The organism is Pseudomonas sp. GZD-209 (assembly GCF_049310485.1).
In the GTDB taxonomy this organism is placed as follows: Bacteria; Pseudomonadota; Gammaproteobacteria; order Pseudomonadales; family Pseudomonadaceae; genus Aquipseudomonas; species Aquipseudomonas sichuanensis.
On the sequence record NZ_JBMOWQ010000140.1, the window covers coordinates 1 to 22,425 of the forward strand.

14 protein-coding genes and 1 pseudogene are annotated in these 22,425 nt (G+C 67.2%); 1 reads left to right on the plus strand and 14 read right to left on the minus strand.

The genetic code is table 11. The features are described from left to right. Positions 1-140 (plus strand): annotated as a pseudogene (locus tag ACO6VM_RS16395) (IS256 family transposase); the annotation flags it as partial. Between the two features lie 136 nt (positions 141-276). Here the strand turns inward: ACO6VM_RS16395 and ACO6VM_RS16400 are convergent. The 14 genes from ACO6VM_RS16400 to tssH all read right to left on the minus strand — a co-directional run bounded on the left by ACO6VM_RS16400 (position 277) and on the right by tssH (position 22,420). Continuing rightward, a complete protein-coding gene (locus tag ACO6VM_RS16400) occupies positions 277-462 on the minus strand; it encodes a hypothetical protein (protein ID WP_401057934.1) in 186 nt (61 codons plus the stop codon). A gap of 259 nt (positions 463-721) precedes the next feature. Further along, positions 722-1,018 carry a hypothetical protein gene (locus ACO6VM_RS16405; protein WP_390966547.1) on the minus strand — a complete coding sequence of 99 codons (297 nt, stop codon included), beginning with the start codon at positions 1,016-1,018 and terminating at the stop codon, positions 722-724. 8 nt (positions 1,019-1,026) lie between these two features. After that, the gene (locus ACO6VM_RS16410; RefSeq protein WP_422403540.1) at positions 1,027-5,793 is read right to left on the minus strand and encodes an RHS repeat-associated core domain-containing protein; all 4,767 of its coding nucleotides are present in this window, start codon (positions 5,791-5,793) and stop codon (positions 1,027-1,029) included. Beyond that, positions 5,790-8,765 (minus strand): type VI secretion system tip protein VgrG, encoded by a 2,976-nt coding sequence (locus ACO6VM_RS16415; RefSeq protein ID WP_422403541.1) that lies wholly within the window; start codon positions 8,763-8,765, stop codon positions 5,790-5,792. The genes ACO6VM_RS16410 and ACO6VM_RS16415 overlap by 4 nt, the downstream gene beginning before the upstream one ends. A gap of 51 nt (positions 8,766-8,816) precedes the next feature. After that, complete coding sequence (locus tag ACO6VM_RS16420; RefSeq protein WP_258644239.1) at positions 8,817-9,863, minus strand: serine/threonine-protein kinase; 1,047 nt, start codon at positions 9,861-9,863, stop codon at positions 8,817-8,819. Next, a complete protein-coding gene (locus ACO6VM_RS16425; RefSeq protein WP_125462399.1) occupies positions 9,860-10,588 on the minus strand; it encodes a PP2C family protein-serine/threonine phosphatase in 729 nt (242 codons plus the stop codon). Before ACO6VM_RS16425 ends, ACO6VM_RS16420 begins: the two co-directional genes overlap by 4 nt. Next, complete coding sequence (gene tssM / locus ACO6VM_RS16430; RefSeq protein ID WP_422403542.1) at positions 10,588-14,115, minus strand: type VI secretion system membrane subunit TssM; 3,528 nt, start codon at positions 14,113-14,115, stop codon at positions 10,588-10,590. The genes ACO6VM_RS16425 and tssM overlap by 1 nt, the downstream gene beginning before the upstream one ends. Before the next feature lie 14 nt (positions 14,116-14,129). Further along, positions 14,130-14,999 carry a type IVB secretion system protein IcmH/DotU gene (icmH, locus tag ACO6VM_RS16435; RefSeq protein ID WP_110996302.1) on the minus strand — a complete coding sequence of 290 codons (870 nt, stop codon included), beginning with the start codon at positions 14,997-14,999 and terminating at the stop codon, positions 14,130-14,132. 2 nt (positions 15,000-15,001) lie between these two features. Continuing rightward, positions 15,002-16,333: a type VI secretion system baseplate subunit TssK gene (gene tssK / locus ACO6VM_RS16440; protein ID WP_110996301.1), complete on the minus strand. Its 1,332-nt coding sequence runs from the start codon at positions 16,331-16,333 to the stop codon at positions 15,002-15,004. Further along, positions 16,330-16,836, minus strand: coding sequence for a type VI secretion system lipoprotein TssJ (tssJ, locus tag ACO6VM_RS16445; RefSeq protein ID WP_347150022.1), 507 nt, complete (start codon positions 16,834-16,836; stop codon positions 16,330-16,332). The genes tssK and tssJ overlap by 4 nt, the downstream gene beginning before the upstream one ends. A 4-nt stretch (positions 16,837-16,840) precedes the next feature. Further along, on the minus strand, positions 16,841-18,022 hold the full coding sequence (tagH, locus tag ACO6VM_RS16450; protein WP_401057925.1) for a type VI secretion system-associated FHA domain protein TagH: 1,182 nt from the start codon (positions 18,020-18,022) through the stop codon (positions 16,841-16,843). Positions 18,023-18,040: 18 nt separating this feature from the next. Continuing rightward, positions 18,041-18,181, minus strand: a complete 141-nt coding sequence (locus tag ACO6VM_RS16455; RefSeq protein ID WP_125462395.1) for a type VI secretion protein — start codon at positions 18,179-18,181, stop codon at positions 18,041-18,043. A gap of 83 nt (positions 18,182-18,264) precedes the next feature. Beyond that, positions 18,265-19,785 (minus strand): sigma 54-interacting transcriptional regulator, encoded by a 1,521-nt coding sequence (locus tag ACO6VM_RS16460; RefSeq protein ID WP_401057923.1) that lies wholly within the window; start codon positions 19,783-19,785, stop codon positions 18,265-18,267. A gap of 10 nt (positions 19,786-19,795) precedes the next feature. Beyond that, positions 19,796-22,420 (minus strand): type VI secretion system ATPase TssH, encoded by a 2,625-nt coding sequence (gene tssH, locus ACO6VM_RS16465; RefSeq protein ID WP_422403543.1) that lies wholly within the window; start codon positions 22,418-22,420, stop codon positions 19,796-19,798. Between the last annotated feature and the right edge of the window lie 5 nt (positions 22,421-22,425).

A 22,425-nucleotide genomic window follows, 5' to 3' on the forward strand; every position in this document is an offset into this window, starting at 1 on the left:
ATGACGCAGCCACCAAACTGATCTGGCTGGGGCTGCGAAACATCACGGCGAATTGGGGCTCGGCGGCGCATGATTGGAAAAGTGCAATGAATCAGTTTGCGATTCTGTACGGAGATCGGTTCATCAGGCCGACCTGGTGAAAATCATGGCCTGCCTAGCGGCAGGCCATTACCGGCCCGAACACAAAAAAACTGACAGTCCCGCACCGCCGCTCCCACAACGTTGGATGGCCATACTTTTCGTAAAAACCTAGCAAGCGTGCAGGCTCGCTACCGATCAGCGCGCGAGCCTGTTGATGTGGAAGTCACACCCTTGCGCCTCACCCCAGAATGTCAAGCTGACAAGCCCCAACACCATCAAAGCTCCGCCGTACATGCTGAACAGCACCAAGATCGACAACAACCTATTCTCGAATTTAAAAACCCTCCGATACATCTCAAGCATGCCTTCGAAGGTATTCATATTCACACCCACCTTCCTGCAATAGGCGTTCGCACAAATGATCGAAGTAAAAACCAACCCGGCACAGACCACAAACAAGGCAATTCTCACGAACTGAACAACTTCGCACATACATCACCTCTAGAAAGCGGTGACTGAGGCAGCGCACGCTCCTGCAAGCCCGGCATGTTGGCAAACGGCGCATCCCACAACCTCAATGGATCCGCCCGCATAGCCGGTGTGTGACTCGCATAGCTGCAGCGGCGCTGCCCTCCACCGATCAGCGCGCTAAACGATTGATGTGGAAGTCACACCCTTGCGCCTGCCCCCAGAATGTAATGGCGGCAACCCCCACCATCAACACCGCCCCGCCATAGGTGGTAGACAACATCAGTATCGACAGGCGTTTGTTCTCAAACTTGAAAACCCGCCGGTACATTTCGAACATGCCCTCGAAGGTATTCATGTTGATCCCGTTCTTTTTGCAGTATGAATTTGCAGAAAGTACGGCAGTCAGCCCCGCAACCACACAGAGCGCAAAGCCGGCGATCCTGATGATTTGCAGCAACTCGCACATAACCTCTCCTAGAACAGCGGTACTGCGACAGCCGGCGCCACTGGTGTCTTGATTTCCGGGCCGATGCCGGGGCCCACGCCGATATAAACCTCTGGCCACGTGGAGGTCTGGCTGATATCGAAACTGACAACCCCTACGCTGAAGCCAACACCTGCCGCGGCGGGTAGCGACTTGGCATCCGGGTCGGCAAACTTGAAACCGCAGCTAGCGGTTGCCCGTGCGCCTGCTGCAATCATCGGAACAGCGCCCTCGCCCGAAAGGCCACTGACTTCGTTGGCTTTTACGGTCACGGAGAAACCGGTGCCCATGGCAGCCATCAAGGAGCCTCGACATTCTCCCGTCATGATCGGCCGGGCAGGGCCTGGCGCCACCGCCTTGGAGATTTCCTCAGGCGATTTGCCCTCTTTCATCATGTGCATGCCCAACGATGCACGCTCCTGCACGCCCGCCATGTTGCCAAACGCTGTATCCCACAATCCCAACGGGTCCGCCCGCATAGCAGGTGTGTTGCTGACATAACTGTAAACGTTCATCCCACCCTGCATCCCAATCGGGTCCCTGGACACATACCGCGCCATTTTCGGCTCGTAATACCGATAGCGGTTGTAGTGCAGCGCCGTTTCCGGGTCCTGGTATTGCCCCTGGAAGCGAATCGGGTTGCTCACCCCCTGCAATCTGGCTTGCTCCGTTCGCTCCTCGCGTATTTCGCCCCACGCGGTGTAATGCGCACTCCAGACCACGTCCCCCTGCTCATCGGTGAGCTCTTGCGGCGTGCCCAGATGGTCACAGTGGTACCAGGCCATGGCATCGAAGGCCTGGGGTTTGACCTCGGTGTGCCACAGCGGATCACGGTCGAAGTCGTACTCGCGCCCCGCCCAGTCCGGCTGTTTGAACAGGCGTACCGGGCGGTTGTGCAGGGCCTGGGCGACCGGCACGAAGCTGCCGGGCTCGTACAGGTAGTGCACGGTGCGGCCGGTATCGCCCTCATCCAGCGGCGGCGAGCTTTCCCAGGCCAGGGTTTCGCCGTCCCAGCCATACAGGGTGAAGCCGCAGTGCAGTTCACGCTGGCGCCTGGCCCGTTCCAACTGGTTCCAGCCGGTGCCGGCCTCGGGCTTGTCCCAGTAATGGGCGAGCGAATGCTTGTGCAGGCGACGGCCCAGTGCGTCATAGCTGTATTCGACCTTGAGCCTGTCGTCGTTGTAACGCACCAGCCGGTTGAACAGGTCCCAGGTGAAGTGCGCCTGCGCACCGTCTTGCAGGCGATGGCTCAGGTTGCCGCGCTCGTCGTAGCGATACTGGCTGCCGGCATAGGTGCGCAGCAGGTTGTCCATCACCTTGTTGCGCCGGGCGTCTTCTTCCAGGGGGCGGTTGAGCTGCTGGGTTTCATCCAGCAGGTTGCCCGCCGGGTCGAAGGCGAAGGTTTCGGCGCCCAGGCGGCTGTTGGCCTGCAACAAGCGCCCCAGGGGGTCGTATTGATACGCCAGCTGGCCACGGCGGCTGTCGTGGATATCGGTCAACTGCCCCACCGTGTCGTATTCATACTGGCGCTTGAGCAGAGCAGTCTTGCCGTCATGGCTGCCGAGCCATTGCTCCTCAGGGAGCCCTGTCTTGCCCCAGCGCTGCATCTGCATGAGCTTGTTGCCCTGGTGGCGCACGACTTCGCGGTGCAGGTCATCGCGCTCGTAGGCGAGCATCTCGTGCTGGTCGAGGGTCATGCCCAGTAGGTGGCCGCTGCCGTAGGTCAGCCAGCTGACCTTGTGGCCGTCCGGGCGGATGGTTGCGGTGCGGCGGTTCAGCGCATCGTACTCATGGCGCCATACCGCCACCATCGGGTCGCCGGTCATCAGGTAGTGCTGATGCTCGCGGGTCAGGTTGCCGGCGTCATCGTAGAACCACTGCAACTTGCTGACGGCATTGAGCGCCTGGATCAACTTGCCGTTGCCATCGTAGGCGAAGGTTTCGCTCTGCTGCTGATCGCCCTGGCTCGCGCAGCGCTCGACCAGGCGCCCCATGGCATCGAAGCGCAGGTCGATGCGGCGCTGGCCGACCTGGGTGCTCGCCAGCCGACCGCTGCTCGGGTCGTACTGGTAGCGGGTGGTCAGGCCATCGAAGCCGGTCTCTTCCAGGCGGCGCCCGGCCAGGTCGTAAACGAAGCTGGCGCGGCTCTCGTTCTGGTTCTCCAGGCTGAGCAACCGGCCGAGCTTGTCCCAGCGGTAGCGCAGCCTGTGCTCCAGCGCATCGACACGCTCGGCGAGCATCCCGGCGCGGGTGTAGCTCCAGGTAGTGCAACGGTCCAGCGCATCGACATGGGCCAGCAACCGACCTTCGGCATCGCGCTCGAAGCGCTCTTCGGTCATGTCCGCATGGGTGACCTTGCTCAACTGCCCCGCCTTGTAGGCGTACTGGATGCTCTCGCCCAGCGCATTGCTGGCCTGCACCAGGCGCCCCAGTTCGTCGTACTCCCATTTACTGGTCTTGCCGGAGCAGTCGGTGTATTCGAGCAGTTGCCCGGCGTCGTTGTACGCCAGCTTCTTCTCGTTGCCGTTGGCGTCCTTGACCGCCTTGAGCTGCCCGGTTGAGGTGTAGGCGAACTCGGTCTTGTTGCCCAGCGGGTCGACCGTTTCGACCAGGTTGCCGGCGTCGTCGTAGTCGCGCAGCCACAGGCCGCCTTCGGCATCGCTGATCTTGATCAGCTGGTCCTGGTCGTCGTAGGCGTAGTGCACCACGGTATGGTCGGCGCGGATGTGCTGCAGGCGGTTACTGCGCTCATCGTAGGTGTAGCGGTCCTGGCTGCCGTCGGCGTGCAGGTGGCGGATCACGTTCTTGCGGGCGTCGCGGAACAGCCACTCGGAGCGCTCGTCAGCGTGCTGGATGCGGTAGGTGTAGCCTTCGGCGTCGTAGTAGTGGCGGGTCTGACCGCCGTAGGCGTCGGTCACGGTGGTCAGGCGGATGTGCTCATCCCACGCCAGGCGGGTTTCGAAGCTGCCATCGTCGGCCCATTCGCGGATCGCCCGGGCGTGCGGGCCGCTGCCGTCCCATTCCAGGTTCAGGCCGCGCTCGGTGCGGTCGGTGTAGCGGGTGATCAGGTGGTGCTGGTACTGGTAGCGCCAGGCGGCGCCGTGCTCGTCCTGGGCGGCGATCAGGTCGCCCTGGTCGTCGTAGTGGTAGGCGCACAGCTGGCGCAGCGGCTTGCCGTCGACCACTTGCCACAGGCCCTGGATATGGCCGTGGTCATCGAGCAGCGTGCCCAGTTGCAGGTGCACCTTGCTCGGGTCGTTGTCGGCGTAGGTGTTGATGTCCGACAGCACCGGGCGGCCGTTGTGGCTGTGCTCGTAGTGCAGCATCGCGCCGACGCCGTTGCGCATGACGATATGCACCAGGTGGAAGCGCTCGCCGACGCGCTCGTAGGTCTCGTGGCGCTCCTGCCCGCGCGACAGGATGAGCTGGGTGTCGGTGGTGCGGGTCAGGCCACGGTACTCGATCGCGTCGTAATGGGTTTTGCCAACCTTGGGCAGCGGGTAGGCGTGGCTGCGGCCATCGATATCGTGCAGCAGCAAGCCATCGTCCTGCACATCGATGCAGGTGGTGAAGGCGGTGATCCAGCGGGCGCCGAGGCTGGCGCTGTCGAGGGCGGCCAGGCGCGAGTGGTAGGTGCGGGTCCAGGTGATCGGGAACGGGCCGGGCAGGCTGAAGTCGGTGTGCTGCAGGGTCTCGCTGCCCAGGGCGAAGTTGATGCTGTTGCAGGTGTTGGCCGGGGCGCCGTTCTTGCACTGGTTGGGGGCCTGGGAGGCAGGCATCTGCTCCTTTTGGGTCTCAACTTTGCCTTCGGCCAGCTGGTGGCGAGCCTTGCTGGTGCCGCCCGCCTTGACGTTGGCCACCACCTGTTGCGGGTTGCGCTGGCGCCACTGCTTGACGCTGCTGGCCAGGGTCAGGCGCAGGGCCTCGATGGAGCCGGGGCTGCCGGCGTCACCCAGCTTGAGGATCTCGCCGCGCACCAGCGGGGCCAGCAGGCGCAGGCGGGCGCTGTGGGCCAGCAGCTCGGTCTTGCCGGCGGCGCTGAGCGCGGGGCTGACGTCGGCGCTGGTCATGCCCTTGCCGGCGCTCTTGTAAGCGTTGAAGGCGCCGGCCAAGTAGTTGCCGATGCTGGCTTGCGGGTCATGCAGCAGCAGGCTGCCCCCGCCACCGGCCGCCACGCTGGCGGGGGCTGTGCCTGCGGCCAGGGTGGCCAGGCCGCCGGCGATGTCGAGGATCAGTTGCTCGCCGAGGGTGGCAGCGTCGGCCAGTGCGGCCTTGAGATTGCCTGCGGCCTGGCCGACGAAGTCGTCGATGCTGCCGACGATATCGGCGTTGAGGTGGCCGACCATCAGCTCGATCAGTGCATCGCCCAGCACCTGCTTGCCCTCCTGGCGCACGATGAACAGCATCGGGCGCAGGGCCATGCGGGCCGCCGCAGCGCTGGCGGGTGAAGTGACCAGGCCAATCAGGTTGATGCCGTAGGTGGCGCAGTCGATCGGGTCGGGCACCTTGTTGCGGCTGAGGATGGCGATATCGCCCAAGGCATCCACCAGGGCGATGATGTTGCCCGCCACGGCCACGTTGCCGGCCACGCCCTTGAGGCGTTCGAGGGTGACGAAGCTGGCGCTGGTGTTACGCAGCCAGGTATCGAACACCACTGCGCCACGGCCAACGTCCTCGATCTGGACCTCGGCGAGTGGGGTGATCGCGACCTGAGGGGCACGGGCGTTTTCGTTTGTTGCGGCATTCTGTGCAGTCATGAGATCAGCTCGCCTGGCATCAGGTCAGTCAGGGTATTCAGGCTCGGCGCCTTGAAGTCGGGGAGTTTGGGCAGGGTCGGCAACTTGGGCAGGCTGGCCATGGCGCCCTGGACGGCGGCGCCAGCCTTGCCGGCGGCGCCCAGTGCGCTGGAAGCGGCCGGCAGCGCCGAGCTGGCGGCAGAGGCCAGTTGCGGCAGGCCGGCCACGCCGCCCTTGAGCGCGGCTTGCACCTGCTGCGCGCTTTGCAGGGTGTTCTGCCCGGTCTTGAGCAGGCCCATGCCGGTCTTCGCAGCGCTCATGCCACTGCTGGCCAGTTGCTTGGCCTTGTCCAGCATGCCGCCGCTGCCGTCGGGGGCGAGCTTGGCGTACATCGATTCGAGCAGCGACGGCGTGCCCTCTTCGGCCACGGGCAGCTTCGGCCAGGGCAGCCCCTTGGCGAAGCTGCCGAGGCTCCAGGTATCGGCCGTGTCGAGGCCGAACTTGGCCATGGCCGGCCCCGGCGCCGCGCCGGAGACGGTATTGAACCCCTGCCCGTCCAGCGCGCCCTTGAGCAGCGTGCCCAGGGCATCGGTGACCTCGTAGTCGCCGGCCTTGATGCCTTTGGTGTTGGCGTACAGGTTGAACAGCTCCAGCGCACCCTTGCCCGGCTTGGGCGGTTCGGGGAAGGTGCCGGCCATGCTCGCCCCGCCGATATGGGCGAACTGCGCGGCGTGGGCGGTGTAGTTGGCGCTGGTGACATGGGTGATGCCGCCGGCGTTGTAGGTCGTGCCGCTGCCGCCGCCTTGTACCACCAGCTCGGTCTTGGCCTTGAGGGTGATGCGGTCGGCGTTGGCGGTGATGTCGAGCTTGGCCAGCAGGTTGATGTTGTCCTTCAGCGCGCGGAAATCGATATCGCCGGAGGCTGCCACCAGGCGTAGGCCGAGGCTCTGCACGAACAGGCGCATGCCTTGGCTGGCACTGGCCAGCAGGCGTTTGCCGATGGCCAGGCTGGTGTGGCCGGTGCTGCTCAGGGCCAGGTGGCTGCCGCTGGTGAGGTGGTTGGGGCCGGGGGTGGTCAGGGCGATGCCAGCAGGGCTCGACACCACCAGGTGCGGTTGGGTGAATTCGGCGAACTCGTTTTTCGTCAGGTCGCCCGGGCCGCTGCCGAGAATGCCCTGGTGCTGCTTGTGCAGGTCCTTGGCCACGGTGTCCTGGTCGCCCGGTTCCTGGGCCTGCATCTGCTTGGCAAGTTCCGCCAGGCTGTCCTGCTGGTCGCTGGCGGTGGCCAGGCGTTCGGCGGTCTCGGGCAGGTCCTTGTGGTGCTTGGCTTCGTTGGCGCGGGGCTCGGTGGTGAGCAGCAAACCGCCGGCAGCACGGATGGCGCCGTGGCGATCGGTGCGCAGTTCGAAACCTTCACCACGTGGCGCGCCGCCACTCGGTCTGGGGTGGGTCAGGTAACCGAGGTTCAGCGCACTGGCGCCATGGTCACTGCGTAGCGCGATGCTGATTTCGCTGGTGGTGTCGTCGATACGCAGTTCGTTGCCGCGGCTGCCCTTGTATTCCTTGCTCTTGATGGTGGCCAGGGTCTTGAGGTCGGGCAGCTTGTAGTGCGGCATGTTCACGCCGTGGTACAGGCAACCGGTCACCAGCGGCTGGTCGGGGTCGCCTTCGAGGAAGCTGACCAATACCTCCATGCCGATGCGCGGTAGTTGCAGGCCAGCGATGCCCTGCCCGGCCCAGCTCGACGCCACGCGCATCCACACGCTGGACTTGTCGTCGGACTGGCCTTCGCGGTCCCAGAAGAACTGCACCTTGATGCGGCCGAACTCGTCGCAGTAGATCTCTTCACCAGCCGGGCCGCTGACCACGGCGCGCTGATCACCCAGCACCTTGGGTTTCGGGTGTTTCAGCGGCGGACGGTACGGCTGCTGCCACGGGGTAACCACGAAGAAGTTGCGGTAGCCCTGCTGGAAGCCATCGTACTTGGCGTCGACGTCGCTGGTGATGGCCTCTTCCAGTACCTGCGGCTGGCGGCCCTGGTGGTGCACATCAGTGAGCAGCCACAGGTCGTTCCACTGAGCATTGGGGTGGCTGCCCAGGGTGAGGAAGTGCCCGCTGGCGAGCAGGGGCTGGTCGCTGTCGCCGGTGGCCTGCTGGTAGTCGCTGCGGTGGCGTTCCAGGGCGCGGGTGGCCAGGTGCTTGCCGCGTGGTCGGTCGAGGAAGCGGCCGGGGTAGTCGTAGTCTTCCAGAGCCGGTTCGTCGAGGCTGTCGGCCGCGCCTTCGAGCTGGATCAGCGGTTTCTTGAAGTCGTAATCGCGGCGGGTGACGCTGCTGGTGCGGGTTTCCAGGCGCAGGGCGAAGCGCTTGATCATCGGCGTGTCGGCGACCAGGCCGGAGTCGTGCTGGAACTGCACCGGCGCCAGCTTGGGGAACACCGTCTGATCGTCGCCGAACACCAGTTGGTGGCCGTCGGCGCTGTGGCGGAAGTGGTAGTGAATCCCCTCCTCTTCGCACAGGCGCTGGATGAACTGCAGGTTGGACTCGTCGTACTGCACGCAGTACTCGCGGTCCGGGTACAGGGCACCGAGCTGGAACTGATAGGCGTTGGCAAGAATGCCGTGCTCTTCCAGCACCTGGGCAATGATCTTCGGCACGGTCATGTGCTGGAACATGCGCTGGTTGATGCGGTGGGCCAGGTACGCCAGCTGCGGGCGCAGGGTCACCTGATAGCGGGTCAGGCGCTTGCCCGCCTCGCCTTGCGCGGCGCGGTAGATCAGGCCGTGCAGGCCACGGCCGTCGTCGCCGAGCTGAAGGAACGCAGGCTTGTGCAGCAGGTTTTCCAGGTCCAGCGAAGGGCGCTCGCTGACCAGCTCCAGGTCGATGGCGTAAGGCTGGCTGATGGCTTCGTTGCCATCGAAGGCAAGCACTTGGAAGTCATGCTCCAACCCGTCGATGTGCAGGCTGAAATGGGTCTGGTTCGCGGCGGCAAACATCCTTGTCCCTCTATGTGCGTGAATTCGTGTTAATGCGTCCGTGGCCTGGCGTCATCGCCGGAGCCTGGCCCAGAAGCCTTGCGCGGCGAAGGCGTCGCGCAGCTGCCCGGCATCGACGCGGCGCTGCTCGGGGTCGAAAGCCAGGGCCCGGCGCAGCGCGGCCCAGGCCTTGCCTGGCATGCCGGGCGGGGCCTTGGCCGTCAGTTGCATGCCCTGGTCACGGGCCTTGAGCGACGGCACGCGCTCGAAGGGGTGGCGCCCGGTAATCAGCTCGTACAGCACGCACGCCACCGCATACAGGTCGCTGGCGGTACTCGGCGTGCCGCCCTCGAACAGTTCGGGGGCGGCGTAGGCCGGGGTCCAGGCTTCGAAGCGGCCATGGCTCAGGTGCGGCAGGCCGGCCAGTGGGCCGTCCAGGGCCAGGCCCAGGCCGAAGTCGAACAGGCGCAGGCCGTCGTCGCCGAGCATCACGTTGCTGGGTTTGAGGTCGCCGTGCACCACGCCCTGGGCATGCACGCAGGCCAGGGCGTCGAGCAGCGGCACGGCGATCTCGCGCACTTGCGCCCAGGCCAGGCCCAGCGGCTGGTCACAGAGCAGGCGGTCCAGCGAGGTGCCGCGCATCAGCTCCATGGTGATGAAGCCGCGTTCACTCTGCGGGTCGATGGCGAAGCCTTGCAGGCGCACCAGGTTGGGGTGGCGCAGGCGGCTGGTGAGGGCGAACTCGTTGAACAGCAGGGCGTTGGCGTCGGGCGCCGTGGCCAGCTGGTCGCTCATCAGCTTCACCGCCAGCAACGGCTGTGGGTCACCGAAGCCCTCCTGCAACAGGTCGCGGGCGCGGTACACCAGGCCCATGCCGCCGGCGCCGAGCAGGCGTTCCAGGCGGTAGCGCCCGGCGAGCACGTCGGGGATTGGCGCCAGCGCCCGCACGGCCGGGGCCGGCGCAGGTTGCGCGCGGCCCTTGCCGCGCCGCTTGCGCCGCGCCTTGCCGGTGCGGGCGGGCTCGGCCTCGCTGGCCTGGGTGAATGCAAAGTAGGTCGACTCGCTGCCCTGCTCAAGGGCGTCGAGCACGTCGAGCGCGTCGCCGCTGCCAAGGTTCATCGGTGGATCACCACTGCGGTCAGGTTGTCTTTCGCCGCGCCGCCCAGGGCGGTGTCGAACAGGCGTTGCAGGGCCTCGCCGGGCGAGGCCAGGTCCAGGGCGTGGCCCAGGCCGCCGCTCTCCAGGCCGTCGTAGAGGCCGTCGCTGCACAGCAGGAACACGTCGCCCGGCTGCGCCTCGAACTCCAGCACTTCCAGGGTGAGGCTGGCGCTGGCGCCGACGGCGCGGGTCAGGGCCCGGGCCGAGGGGTGCTCGCGGGCCTGCTCGGCGCTCATGCTTTGCTGGTCCATCAACTGCTGTTGCAGCGAGTGGTCGCGGGTCAGCTGGTACAGGCGCTGGCCGCGCCACAGGTAGCAGCGGCTGTCGCCGGCCCACACGCAGGCACCGCGGCGACCGTCGAGCAGCAGGGTCACCACGGTGCTGCCGATCACCCGCGCCTGGCCGGCGACGCTCACCGTCAGCTCCTGGCCCAGGCGCCGGTTGATCCAGTGCAGGCACTGGCGCACGGCGAGCACGCGCTCGTCGAAACTGCTGGCGGCCGGCAGATCGGCCAGGCTCTCGACGATCATCTGGCTGGCGATATCACCGGCCTCGTGGCCGCCCATGCCGTCGGCGACTGCCCACAGCCCGTGCTGCGGGCAGTCGAGAAAGGCGTCCTCGTTGCGCGCACGGACCTTGCCGGGGTCGGTGCGCGCCGCGCTGCGCCAAGGGCTGGCTGCGCGCATCACAGCTCCCCTGGCAGGCGGAAGCCGCGCAGCACGGTCAGGTCGAACGGGTTCGGCGTGCGCTGGCTGGTCAGCAGGTAGTTGGCGCGCATGCCGCCGACATTGGCCTTGAGCACCATGGTGTCGCGGCCCTTGAGGTACTCGGTCTGCATCAGGTCGAGCAGGCGGAACAGCGACCACGGGCCACCGTTCTTCTCCAGCGCCATGGGGCGGCCGTTGAGCTGCTCCAGGGTCAGGCTGGTGTTGCCGTCCTGGGCTTCGGTCGGCCACTTCAGGCTGGTGGAGACGATCGGGCCGTGGCGGTAGTCGATCACCGTGTCGCCGAAGCGGAACTCGGCGCGGCTCACCGCCGGGTCGAGGGTGTACGGCTCAAGCTTGAATTGCACCTGCGGCTCTTCGGGGTTCTGCGCGAAGAAGCTCTGGCGGATGGTCTGGGCGGCGCTCATCTGTTCGAGGTAGGCCTTGGTCATCGGCAGGCTCTGGCCGTCGAGGCTGCGCAGGCGGTAAGCGCCCGGCTCACCACTGACGAACGGGCGCATGTAGGTGTCGAAGAAGCGGTCCGCCACGCCCTGGGCCTTGAAGAAGTCGCGGAAGTCGCTGATCGCCACATCGCTGGTGCCATGGGCGTTGAACGGGTAGCGCGACTCGATGGTGCGGCCGTAGTGGCTGTACAGCTCGCTCTGGTAGCGCTGGTTGAGGTAGGTGTAGGTGTCGTTAAGCACCATGCGCCAGATGTCGTCGGACAGCAGGTTGAACCAGCCGGCCACCGGGCGCGGCAGGCGCACGGTGCCGTTGCGCAGGCTGCTCAGGGCGTCACGTTGCCCCGACATGCGCGCCTTGGCCATCTGGTACGAGGCTTCTTCGGCCTGGTTGGAGCGGGCCAGGCTGGCCAGCTGCTGCTGCAGGTCGTTGAGCGCTTGCATGGTCGGCGCCAGGTCGGGGCCCGGGCCGTTATTGTCGTCGAGCAGCCGGTGCAGCGGCTCGAAGCGCCGTTGCAGGGCCATGCGCGCAGTGTCCGGCAGCGGCTTCTTGGCCAGGGCGTCGCGGGCCTTGTCGGCCACGGCACCGGCCACGGCCGCGCCGCCCTTGCCGAGCTTCTTGGCCACGGCCTTGTTGGCGGCGGCTTCGGCGGCCGGGTTGCCTTCGTCGGTGGCTTCGGCCAGTACCGGGAAGCGGGTGTTCTCGCGCACCTCGGTGAGCAACAGCAGCAGCGGCGAGTTGGCGGCGGTCAGCGCCGACAGCTGATCGGCGCCTTCGCCGGCGTCGCTGAACGGGATCAGGCCGACCTGGTTGACCGCCTCGCCCCAGTAGTTGGCGTAGTCGCGGAAGTACAGCTGCTCCAGCTCCACCATCAGGCGGCGCATGTCCATGTCGCTGATGCCGCTGCCCTCGCCCAGCACCCAGTTGTCGCGCAGGATGTCGTTGACCAGGTTGGCGCCCTGCACCGAGAAGTACTGCTGGTAACCCTGGGAGGTGTAGAAGCCGGGGATCGGGTAGTCGATGCCGACGAACTGCGCGGCCTGCGGCCCAAGCTGCTGGCTGAGGCGATATTCGGGCAGGCTGCGGGCCTGCTCGCGCAGCACGCGGTACACCACACTGGCCAGCGATTCGGCGCGCAGCACCTGGCGGGCCTGGGCCACCAGGGCGTCGTTGAGCGGGTAGGCGAACGATTGCTCGAGCAGGCGCCCGAAGTGGGTGTTCAGGCTGTCCTGGGCGGCCGTGTTGCCGTTGTAGCGCTGCGACCAGCCGGCCGCCACCCAGTCCTTGAGCCAGGCCTGGTCGCGGCGCTCGGGCAGCCCGAGCATCAGGTAGGCGCGCAGGCTGTTGAGCAGGCGCTCGCGGTTTTTCAGGTTGCTGCGGATCTGCCCTTCGACCATCTGCGCCACCCGGGGCAGCAGCACGGTTTCCAGCTCGCGCTGGTAGGCCGGTTGCAGCACCTCGTTGGCCGGCACGCCCTGGTACAGGCCGCCGCGTTGCAGCAGCGAGACATCGCCGGGCACGGGGAACACGCGTGAGGCCTGCCAGGCGGTGTCCAGCGGCTTGAGCGCGGCCAGGGCGTCATCGCGGGCATCCAGGGCGAGGTGTTGGCGCTGCCATTGACGGCCCAGCTCACGTACCTGCTCCAGGCGTTCGTGGTTGCCGGAGAAACTGCCGGCCCACAGCGCGCCGAACAGCGCCAGGGCGCCCAGGGCACCGAGGTAGACAGCTCGCTGGCCCCAGTGGATGCGCCGGCGTTCGCGCTGGTCGAGGCCGGCCAGGTCGTACTCGGGGAAGATCACCCGGCTGAACAGTTGCAGGGTGAAGCGCGAGCGGCCCTGCACCGCGCCACGGCCGGGCTGGCCGGGGTGGAAGCCGTTGTCGCTGTCGACCTGCGGCGCCTGGTGCGGCGCGCTGGTCAGGTAGAAGCCGCGCAGCTGGCTGGCGCGCTGGTAGCGGTTGCCAGTGAAGGCGGCGTCGACGAACAGGCACAGCTGGTCGCCGATGCGCCCCAGCTGGTGCGGGAAATCGAGGATGCGCGCGCGGCGCTGGGTGTTGCGCTCGTGGTGCATGCGCTGGGTGACCTGGTCGCCCAGGCGTTGCAGCAGGCCCTGGAATTCCTTGGCCAGCAGCTCGGTGTCGGCGCCGTTCTGGCCCTTGCCGAAGGTGATGCCGAACACTTGCTCGTTCTCTTCGCGCGACTGCTGGTCGAAGAAGGCGTCAAAGCCTTGCAGGCGGTCGGTCTTGCTCAGCACCAGGTACACCGGCACTTCGACGTGCAGGCGCTGGCGCAGCTCCTGCAAGCGCGAGCGGACTTTCTGCGCCAGGTCGTTGACCGCCGCTTCGCCCCCCAGCAGGGTGTCCAGCGGCACGGTGACCACCACGCCGTTGAGCGGGCGGTTGCGTCGGCGCAGGCGCAGCTGGTCGAGCAGCACGCGCCAGGCGCTGCCGTCGATCTCGCTGTCGGACTGGTTGAGGAAGCGCCCGGCGGTGTCCACCAGCACGGCCTGTTCGGCGAAGTAGAAATCGCAGAAATCGCCGCTGGACGGATCACGGGCGAGCTTGCGCTCCAGCGCGTTGATCGGGAACTCCAGGCCCGAATGGTCGATCAGGCTGGTCTTGCCCGCGCCCTGGGGCCCGAGCACCAGGTACCAGGGCAGGTCGCGGCGCCAGCGTTCGCTGCGCCCGCCATACAGGCTCGAATTTTTGAGGGTGGACAAGGCATGCTTGAAGCGGGCCTTGATCTCCTTGGCCTCCTCGTCCTTGCGCTCTTCGCGTTCCAGGCGCTCGCGGCCGTCCTCGCTCTCAAGCTCTTCCTGCTTGCGGTTGTTGGCGCGCCAGCTGGCGAACACCATCCACAGGCCCCACACCAGAAACAGCACGCTGATGGTCAGCAAGCGCGCGGCGGCGTCTTCCCAGAACTTGTTGTCGGCCACGGCCAGCAACGGGCCGGCGAACCACACCAGCAGCGCCAGGGCCAGCACCAGCAGCAGGCTCCAGACCCAGGTCTTGGCGAGGAAGGCGCCTACTTTCTTGAAAAAATTCTTCATCACAGATCCTTGTGTCACTGCCGCGGCTGGGCCGCTGGCTGCTCGAGCGTCTGGAAGGGTTGCAGGACGGTCGCGCGCTGTTCGCCCAGTACCCAGGCGAAACCGGAATACATCACCACCAGGCACACCAGGGTGAACAACGCCACGCTCCACCACGGCACGATGCGCACCGGGCTGTTGCGCTGCTGGTCGAGCCCTTCCCAACGCGGCGACAGCTCGCGCGGCACGTCGCCGCGCAGCTGGCGGATCTGCCGGAACAGTGCGTCGCGGATGCCCTCGAGCTCGGACATGCCGCGGTCGATGACCCGGTACTTGCCCTCGAAGCCCAGCGACAGGCACAGGTACATCAGTTCGAGCATCGCCAGGTGCTTGACCGGGTTCTTCGACATGCGGTCGAGCAGCGAGAAGAACTTCTCGCCGCCGAAGGTTTCGTTGTGGAAGGCGCTGAGCAGGCTCATCTGCGACCACTGGCTCTCGTTGCCCCAGGGGGTGGTGACCACCGCCTCGTCGACCACGGTGCACAGCAGGTAGCGGGCCACGGTGACCTGGCCGTTTTCCACGCCCTCGTAATGGATGCGCGCCTCGAAGGCGCGCACGCAGGCGCTCAGGCGCTCCTTGAGGTTGTTCAGGTCTTCGGCGGTGTCGCTGTGCTTGAGCCGCACCACTTCCGAGAGCAGCTCGCCGGCGGCGGCCACCAGCGGGTTGAGGCCGACGCTGAAGCTGCCGCTCGAGGGCAGGCGCGCCGAATAGACCATGCGCTGCTCCAGCGGCTCGGCCCGCGCCGAGCTGCCCAGGGCGGTCAGGGCCTGCCCTTGCGGTGCCGAGCCATCCTGGTTGAACAGGACGGTCTTGTCGTCCTGAGGGGTATCCATGTCCTTGCTCATGCTCAGTTCCTGATGGCCCAGAATTTCAGTTCGAGATCGGAGAACTCACTGGTGACGTGGAAGGCGAAGCCACCGGAACCGTCCATCTTCTTGCGATCTTCGGCGTCGAGTTCGACGATGAAATAGGTCTTGTTGGCGTGGAACGGGATCTGCCGCGGCGCCACCGGCAGCGGTTTGACCTTGAGCCCGGGCAGGTGCAGGTTGACCAACTGGCGGATGCGCTCCACCGGGCCGACCTTGAGGTGCGACGGCAGGCGCTGGCGCAGCTCCTCGGATTCGCAGTTGGCGCTGGCGGCCAGCACGAACGAGGCGGTGGTGAGCAGGCCCGGGTCGTGCAGCGGCGAAACCAGAATGCCGTACTGGCGCTGTTGCAGTTCCAGCTCGATGGCGTGCTGCTCGAGCACCATCGACAGTACCTGGCGGATCGACTCCATCAGCTTGCGGAAGCTCGCGCCCTGGTCGCTGTGCTGGTAGCGGGCGTCCAGGCGCGGGCGCTTGGTGTCGCTGGAGAAGGTCGACAGGTCGCCGAGCATGATCAGGAAGGTGCGGTACAACTCTTCGGGGTGCACCTGCTCCAGGCTCAGGTAGTGGCGCAGGAGCATTTCGGTGCGGTTGATCAGCTGCAGCATCATGAAGTCGCCGACCTCGGCGCCACCGACCTTGCCGTTGGAGCGGATGCGCTCGGCCAGGGTGTCGCCACGCAGCGCCAGCATGCTGATGACCTCTTTGAGGCACGACAGCAGGTACACCGAGGCGTGGGTGCGGATGTAGGTGGGCACGAAGTTCGGGTCGAGGCTGATGACGCCGTCGGGCGAGGTGTCGAGGATCTCGCAGACCTTGAGCTTGACGTAGGCCTGGTCGGTTTGCTGCTCGCCCAGCAGCAGGCGGAAGTCCGGGCGCGCGCAGTTGATCTGGCTGCTGTTGTCGTCGCCGGCGTTGGAGTCGGACACCTCCACCTCGTAGGTGGTGTAGCGGGTCAGCACGTCGGACTGCTCGGGGCGGCGCGCCTCGATGTGGTTGCCGGTGACCAGCGGCAGGGCCATGAAGATCGGCGTGGCGCCGGTGTTCGGCGGCACGTCCAGGGCCAGCGGCTCGCTGCTGCCGTCGAGCTCGAACAGGCTGCCGTCGGGCAGGATGCCGGCGGCGCGGCTGATCACCAGCTTGCCCATGTTGAGGAACTGCAGGTCGATTTCCAGGTTGATGAAGCCGTAGGTGTAGGTGCCCAGCAGCTGGGTGCGGGTCTTCATCTGGCTGTCGTAGTAACGGTCGTTGTGCTGGAAATGCTGGGGACGCAGCAGCATCCCTTCCTGCCAGACTACCTTGTGCACGTTCATCGCTGATCACCCGCTTGCGCCACGGCCGGCACACCGTTGTGGATACCGGCCTGGTCGAGGTAGAGGTTGGCGGTGACCCGCTCGCCGGCGCGAATGGCCTGCACCCGGCGCCACTGCGCCTGGTCGAGGTCGCGGTAGGCGGCCATGACGCCGACGAAGCGGCTGTCGGGGTCGATGCTGAGCTTCAGGCTCAGGGTTTCGCCGGGGCGCAGTTCGTGCTCCTCGGTGGCCACCATGTCCTGCGACAGGGCTTCTTTCGGGCTCTGGTAGAGGGTGAAGAAATCGGTGCTCTCGAAGGCCACCGGGTGCTTGAGCTCGTACAGGCGCACCACCACCGGCGACGGCCGGCCGTTGATGTCCAGGTTGAGCTGGTCGGTGGCGGTCAGGGTGAGGTCGAGCTTGGTCATGTGCGAGTACGGCGACAGGGCGCTGCAGCCGGCCAGCCAGGACAGGGTGGCCAGGGCCCACGTCGCCCTGAGCATCGTGCGGGTGATGCGAGTCATGGGGTTATCCTTGCGGGTCGTGATTGAGCGAAGCGATCAGGCGGACCTGCTCTTCGTAAGTGCGGGCGAAGTCCTTGGTCAGCAGGCGCTCGCTCCAGTCTTCGTTGCCCACCAGGGCCTGGTGGTAGCGCACGTAGGCCTTCCAGCGGCTGCCGAACAGCCCGCGGCGGCCCTGACGCTCGAATTGCAGCGCCAGCTGTTCCGGGGCGAAGTGCTCCAGAGTGCTGCGCAGGGCCTGGCGGCTGGCGCCGAGCATGGCCACCTGGTGCGCCTGAAGGTCGCGGAAGGCCTGGGCCACTGCCTGCTCGGCAGAAAGCTGGCCACCACGGCGCGGCTTGAGCAGGTCGCCGAGCACCTGGTCGGCTTCCAGCGGCGCCTTGATCGGGTTGCGGCTGGCGCTTTGCGGGGTGGTCAGCGACAGGCGCAGTTCGTTCTTCAGCTCGCTGCGGGTGCGCAGGCTCTGTTGCAGCCCGGCGACGCTATGGCGCAGCAGCCCGGCGGCCTGCACCGCGAGGTCTTCGCGGGCCTGCTCGTCGAGGTTGTCCAGGTCGACGCCCAGGGCCGCGCCGAAGCGCTTCCAGAAGGCGTCGTCGCGGCGTTCGCGCGGGGCCGGCACCGGTGCGGGCTCTGGCGCCACGGCAGGCACCAGGGTGGGCACGATCAGGCTTTCCTGGTCGATCTGCGCGTAGTCGGCACGCTGGCGCGCCGGGGGCTCGGGCATGGCCAGGGCGGCCAGCTCGTCCATCGGTTGCAGGCGCGTTTCTTCGTGGTCCAGGGCGCTGATGGGGTCGAGTTCAAGGAAGGCGTCGTCGGGGATGATGGCGCCACCCGGCATGCCCAGACCGACGTCGTAGCCGGCCTCGCTGTCGATCAGCCGCGCGCGCACCTCGATGTCACCCATGCGGTACACCGCGCCTTGCTCGATGCGGTGCTGCTCACCCTTGCGCAACTGGGCACCGCTGCTGGCCAGGCGGATGCCGTTGCTGCTGGTGTCGGTGAGGAAGAACGCGCCGTTGTGGTAGGTGACCTGGGCGTGATGGCTGGACAGGTGACGTTTGTCGTCCTCGATGCACCAGTGGCAGTCCTTGGCCCGGCCGATCTCGCCACCGGCGCGGCCAAAGGTCTTGTTCGGCGCGTCGGTGCGGCCGTGCTGGCGTTTGTCGAGCAGTTCGAAAACCAGTTCCATGGTCAGGGCTCCTTGCGCTCAGTTGTCACGGTTGAGGGCCTGGGGATCTCCCAGGGGGCGGTAGCTGTCGTCGTCGAACTTGTAGTTGCCTGTGCAACCGGCCAGGGCGAACGCGGTGAGCAGGGCCAGCAAGCTGGCCCGGCAGTAACGGTGAAGCATGGGGGCGGCTCCATGTGCGGATGAGGCAGGCACCGTTACGGGTGCGCCTGGGGTAAAGGGAGTAAGTGTCGGGGTCATGCCGGTCAGCCCTCGCAATCGCCGATCTGGATGTTCAGGCGCCCCAGCCGGTACAGCAGGGTGCGCCGCGGCAGCCCGAGTTCGCGGGCGGCCAGGGTCTGGTTGCCGTCGTGCTTGCGCAGGCAGTCGAGCAGCAGGCTGCGCTCGACCTTCTCGAGGCGCTCGCGCAGGTTCAGCTCGTTGTCTTCGGGCGGCGGTTCGGCCAGGTTCAACGAGAAGTGGCCGACCTCCAGCGCGTCGCCTTCGCACAGCAGCACCGCGCGCTCCACCAGGCCCTTGAGCTCGCGCACGTTGCCGGGGAAGGCGTAGCTTTCGAGGTGATCGAGAGCGGCCTGGGTCCAGCCAACCGGGCTGCGCTGCAGGAAAGTGCAGGCCTTGTCGCAGAAGTGCCGGGCCAGGGTGATGACATCGCCGACGCGCTGGCGCAGCGGCGGCAGCTCGATGGGGAACTGCGCCAGGCGGTAGTAGAGGTCTTCGCGGAACAGGCCGTCGGCGACCAGCTGCGCCAGGTCGCGGTGGGTGGCGGCGATGATGCGCACGTCGATCTTGTGGGTGACGTTGGCGCCCAGCGGGCGGATCTCGCCCTCTTGCAGCACGCGCAGCAGCTTGGCCTGCAGGGCCAGGGGCATGTCGCCGATCTCGTCGAGCAGCAGGGTGCCGCCGTCGGCGGCATCGAACAGCCCAGGGCGGTCGCGGTCCGCGCCAGTGAAGGCGCCTTTGCGGTAGCCGAACAGTTCGCTCTCCAGCAGGCTCTCGGGGAAGGCTGCGCAGTTCTGTACCACCAGCGCGCCGGAGCGGCGCGGGCCGTAGTCGTGGATGGCGCGGGCCACCAGTTCCTTGCCGGTGCCGGTCTCGCCGCGCAGCAGCACGGTGTAGGGGCTGTGCAGGACCTTGCTGATCATCTGGCAGGTCTGGCGCATGGCCGGGCTCTGCCCGATCAGGCCGTAGCTGCTGGCGGCCACCGGGGCGCGGCCAGTCGCCTGGGGCTGTGCCCCGGGCTGGTGCAGGCGGCGCAGCAGTTGCAGTTGGCCCATGGTGAAGCTGCCGAGCTGGCCGAGGGAGTCGGCGAAGGCTTCAAGCCCGCCGCGCACGCGGTTCACGCACAACAGCACCCCGGCCACCCGCTGTTGCGCGGTCAGCAGGGGCACCGCCAGCAGCGCTTGCCAGGGCGTGGCCTGGCTGGGCAGGAAGCTGGTGTCGAACAGGCTGGCGCAGAGGTCGCTGATGTTCACCACGCGGTTCTGGCACAGGGCGAACTGCAACAGCTGCTCGCCGTTGTAGTCGGCCGGCAGGCTGGAGCAGTCACGCGCCAGCAGCCGCCCGTCGAGCCAGGCGGCTTCGAGCCCGAGCCGGGTGTGGGTCGGGTCGAGCAGGTAGACCTGCACCAGCGGGCAGCCGCTGAGCTCGGCCACGGCCGGCACCAGTGCCTGCAGCAGGCCTTGCTCGTCAGTTGCCCGCGCCAGCTCGGTGAAGGTGCCCAGCAGCGCTTCGGCGTAGGCCAGCGGTTGGGGCACGTGCGTGAACATCACCCCCACCTCAGGCGAACTCGCAGGTCACGCCGGCATCCCCGTCGAGGGTGGCGTGTACGCGGCTGATCGCCTCGCCGCTGGCCATGGCGTCGAGCAGGCGGTCGGCGACCTTGGGCAGCACGTGGGTGTCGATCAGGTGGTCGATCAGGCGCGCGCCGGCTTCGCTCTGGCTGCAGCGCTCGGCCAGGTGGTCGACCAGCGCCTGGCAGTGGCTGAACCCCAGTTGCCGACGCTGCAAACGCTCGCCCAGGCGGCCCAGCTTGATCTCGATCAGCTCGCGCAGCACCGGGCCGCCCACCGGGTAGTACGGCACCACGCGCATGCGCGCCAGCAGCGCCGGCTTGAAGTGGCGGCTGAGCGCCGGGCGGATGTGCTGTTCGAGCAGCTCGGCGTCAGGGCGCTCGCCGTTTTCGCAGAGGGCGCTGATCTGGTCGCTGGCCAGGTTGGAGGTCATCAGGATCAGCGTATTGCGGAAGTCGATCTGGCGGCCTTCGCCGTCGTTGGCCACGCCCTTGTCGAAGATCTGGTAGAACAGGTTGAGCACGTCCGGGTCGGCCTTCTCCACCTCGTCCAGCAGCACCACCGAATACGGCTTCTGGCGCACCGCCTCGGTGAGCATGCCGCCTTCGCCGTAACCGACGTAGCCGGGCGGCGCGCCGATCAGGCGCGAGACGGTGTGCTTCTCCTGGAACTCGGACATGTTGATGGTGGTGATGAAGCGGTCGCCGCCGTACAGCAGGTCGGCCAGCGCCAGCGCGGTCTCGGTCTTGCCGACGCCGCTGGGGCCGACCAGCAGGAACACGCCCACCGGTGCGTCGGGCTTGTTCAGGCCGGCGGCGGTGGCGCGCATGGAGCGGTTGAGCGCATGCACGGCCTGCTCCTGGCCACGGATGCGGGCGCGCAGGTCGTCGGCGAAGGTGATCACCTTGGCGTTGTGCTCGCGGGCCAGCTGGCTCAGCGGAACGCCGGTCCAGGCGCTGATCACCTCGGCCACCAGGCGTGGGCACACTTCGGCGCTGACCAGGCGTTCTTCGGCCTGGGCGTCGAGCAGGGCCTGATGGGTCTCGGCCAGGCGTTGTTGCAGCTGTTCGCGGCTTTCGCCTTCGACGACGGCCTCGCCCTCCTCGCCTTCGGCTTGCGCGGCTGGTGCGACGGCGGCGTTGGCAACCTGCTGGCGCAGCTCCAGTACCTGCTCGGCCAGCTCACGCTGACGGGCCCAGCGGGCGGCCAGTTCGATCTCTTGCCCGTGGGCTTCGGCCAGGCGCTGCTCGAGGGCGGCGAAGGCCTCGTGGTCGATGGCCAGGCCCGCCTCGGCGTCACGGCGCAGGGCGTTGCGCTGGCGCTCGCCCTCGGCCAGTTCGGCACGCAGGCGCTCGAGGCTGTCGGGGGCGGCAGCCAGGCTTATGCGCACCCGGGCGCAGGCGGTGTCGAGCACGTCGACGGCCTTGTCGGGCAGCTGCCGGCCGGTCAGGTAGCGCGCCGACAGTTCGGCGGCAGCGACCACGGCGTCGTCGCGCAGGTAGATGCCGTGGCTCTTCTCGTACAGCTGGGCCAGGCCACGCAGAATGGTCACCGCCTCGCCCACGGTGGGTTCGAGCAGTTGCACCGGCTGGAAGCGACGGGCCAGGGCCGGGTCTTTCTCGAAGTACTTCTTGTACTCGGCCCAGGTGGTGGCGGCGATGGTGCGCAGCTCGCCACGGGCCAGGGCTGGCTTGAGCAGGTTGGCGGCGTCGGAGCCACCGGCGTTACCGCCGGCGCCGATCAGGGTGTGGGCTTCGTCGATGAACAGGATCACCGGGCGCGGCGCGGCCTTGACCTCGTCGATCACCCCCTTGAGGCGGCGCTCGAACTCACCTTTGACGCTGGCGCCAGCCTGCAGCAGGCCCATGTCCAGCGCCAGCAGGTCGACCCCTTGCAGGGCCGGCGGCACTTCGCCGGCGACGATGCGCGCGGCCAGGCCTTCGACCACGGCGGTCTTGCCCACGCCGGCTTCGCCGACCACGATCGGGTTGTTCTTGCGGCGGCGAGCGAGGATATCGATCATCTGGCGGATCGACGCGTCGCGGCACAGGACCGGGTCGAGCTTGCCGTCACGGGCCTGCTGGGTGAGGTTGTGGGTGAAGCGCTGCAACATCGATTCGCCCTGGGGCGCGCCGGGGGCCTTGGCGGCAGCCGGTTGCTGGGCCAGGGCGTAGCCCTTGAGGCGTTCGATATCCAGGCCGCCGAGCAGCTTGTGGTAGCGGCTGCCGGCATAGCGCAGCGGGTTGCGCAGCAGGCCGAGGATCAGCGCAGCCTGGTCGACCTGGCTCTGGCCCAGCTCGAGGTTGGAGACCAGCAACGCGTCCTGCAGCCACTGCACCAGCTCCGGGGCAAACACCGGGTTGCGGGTGGCGCTGTGTTCGACATTGGGTTGCAGCGCGGCGCTGAACGCACCGGTATCGATCGCGGCGTCCTGCAGCGCACGCTGCAACAGGCTGTCGGGGCGCTCGAGCAGGCCCAGCAGCAGGTCCTCGATGAGGATCTTGCTGCCGCCGCGGGCGACGCAGCGCTCGGCGGAGCGCTCCAGGTCGCGGCGGCTGTCGGCGTCCAGGGCCTGGACGAGTTGTTGCAGGTCTACGTTGATCATGGCCATTGGTC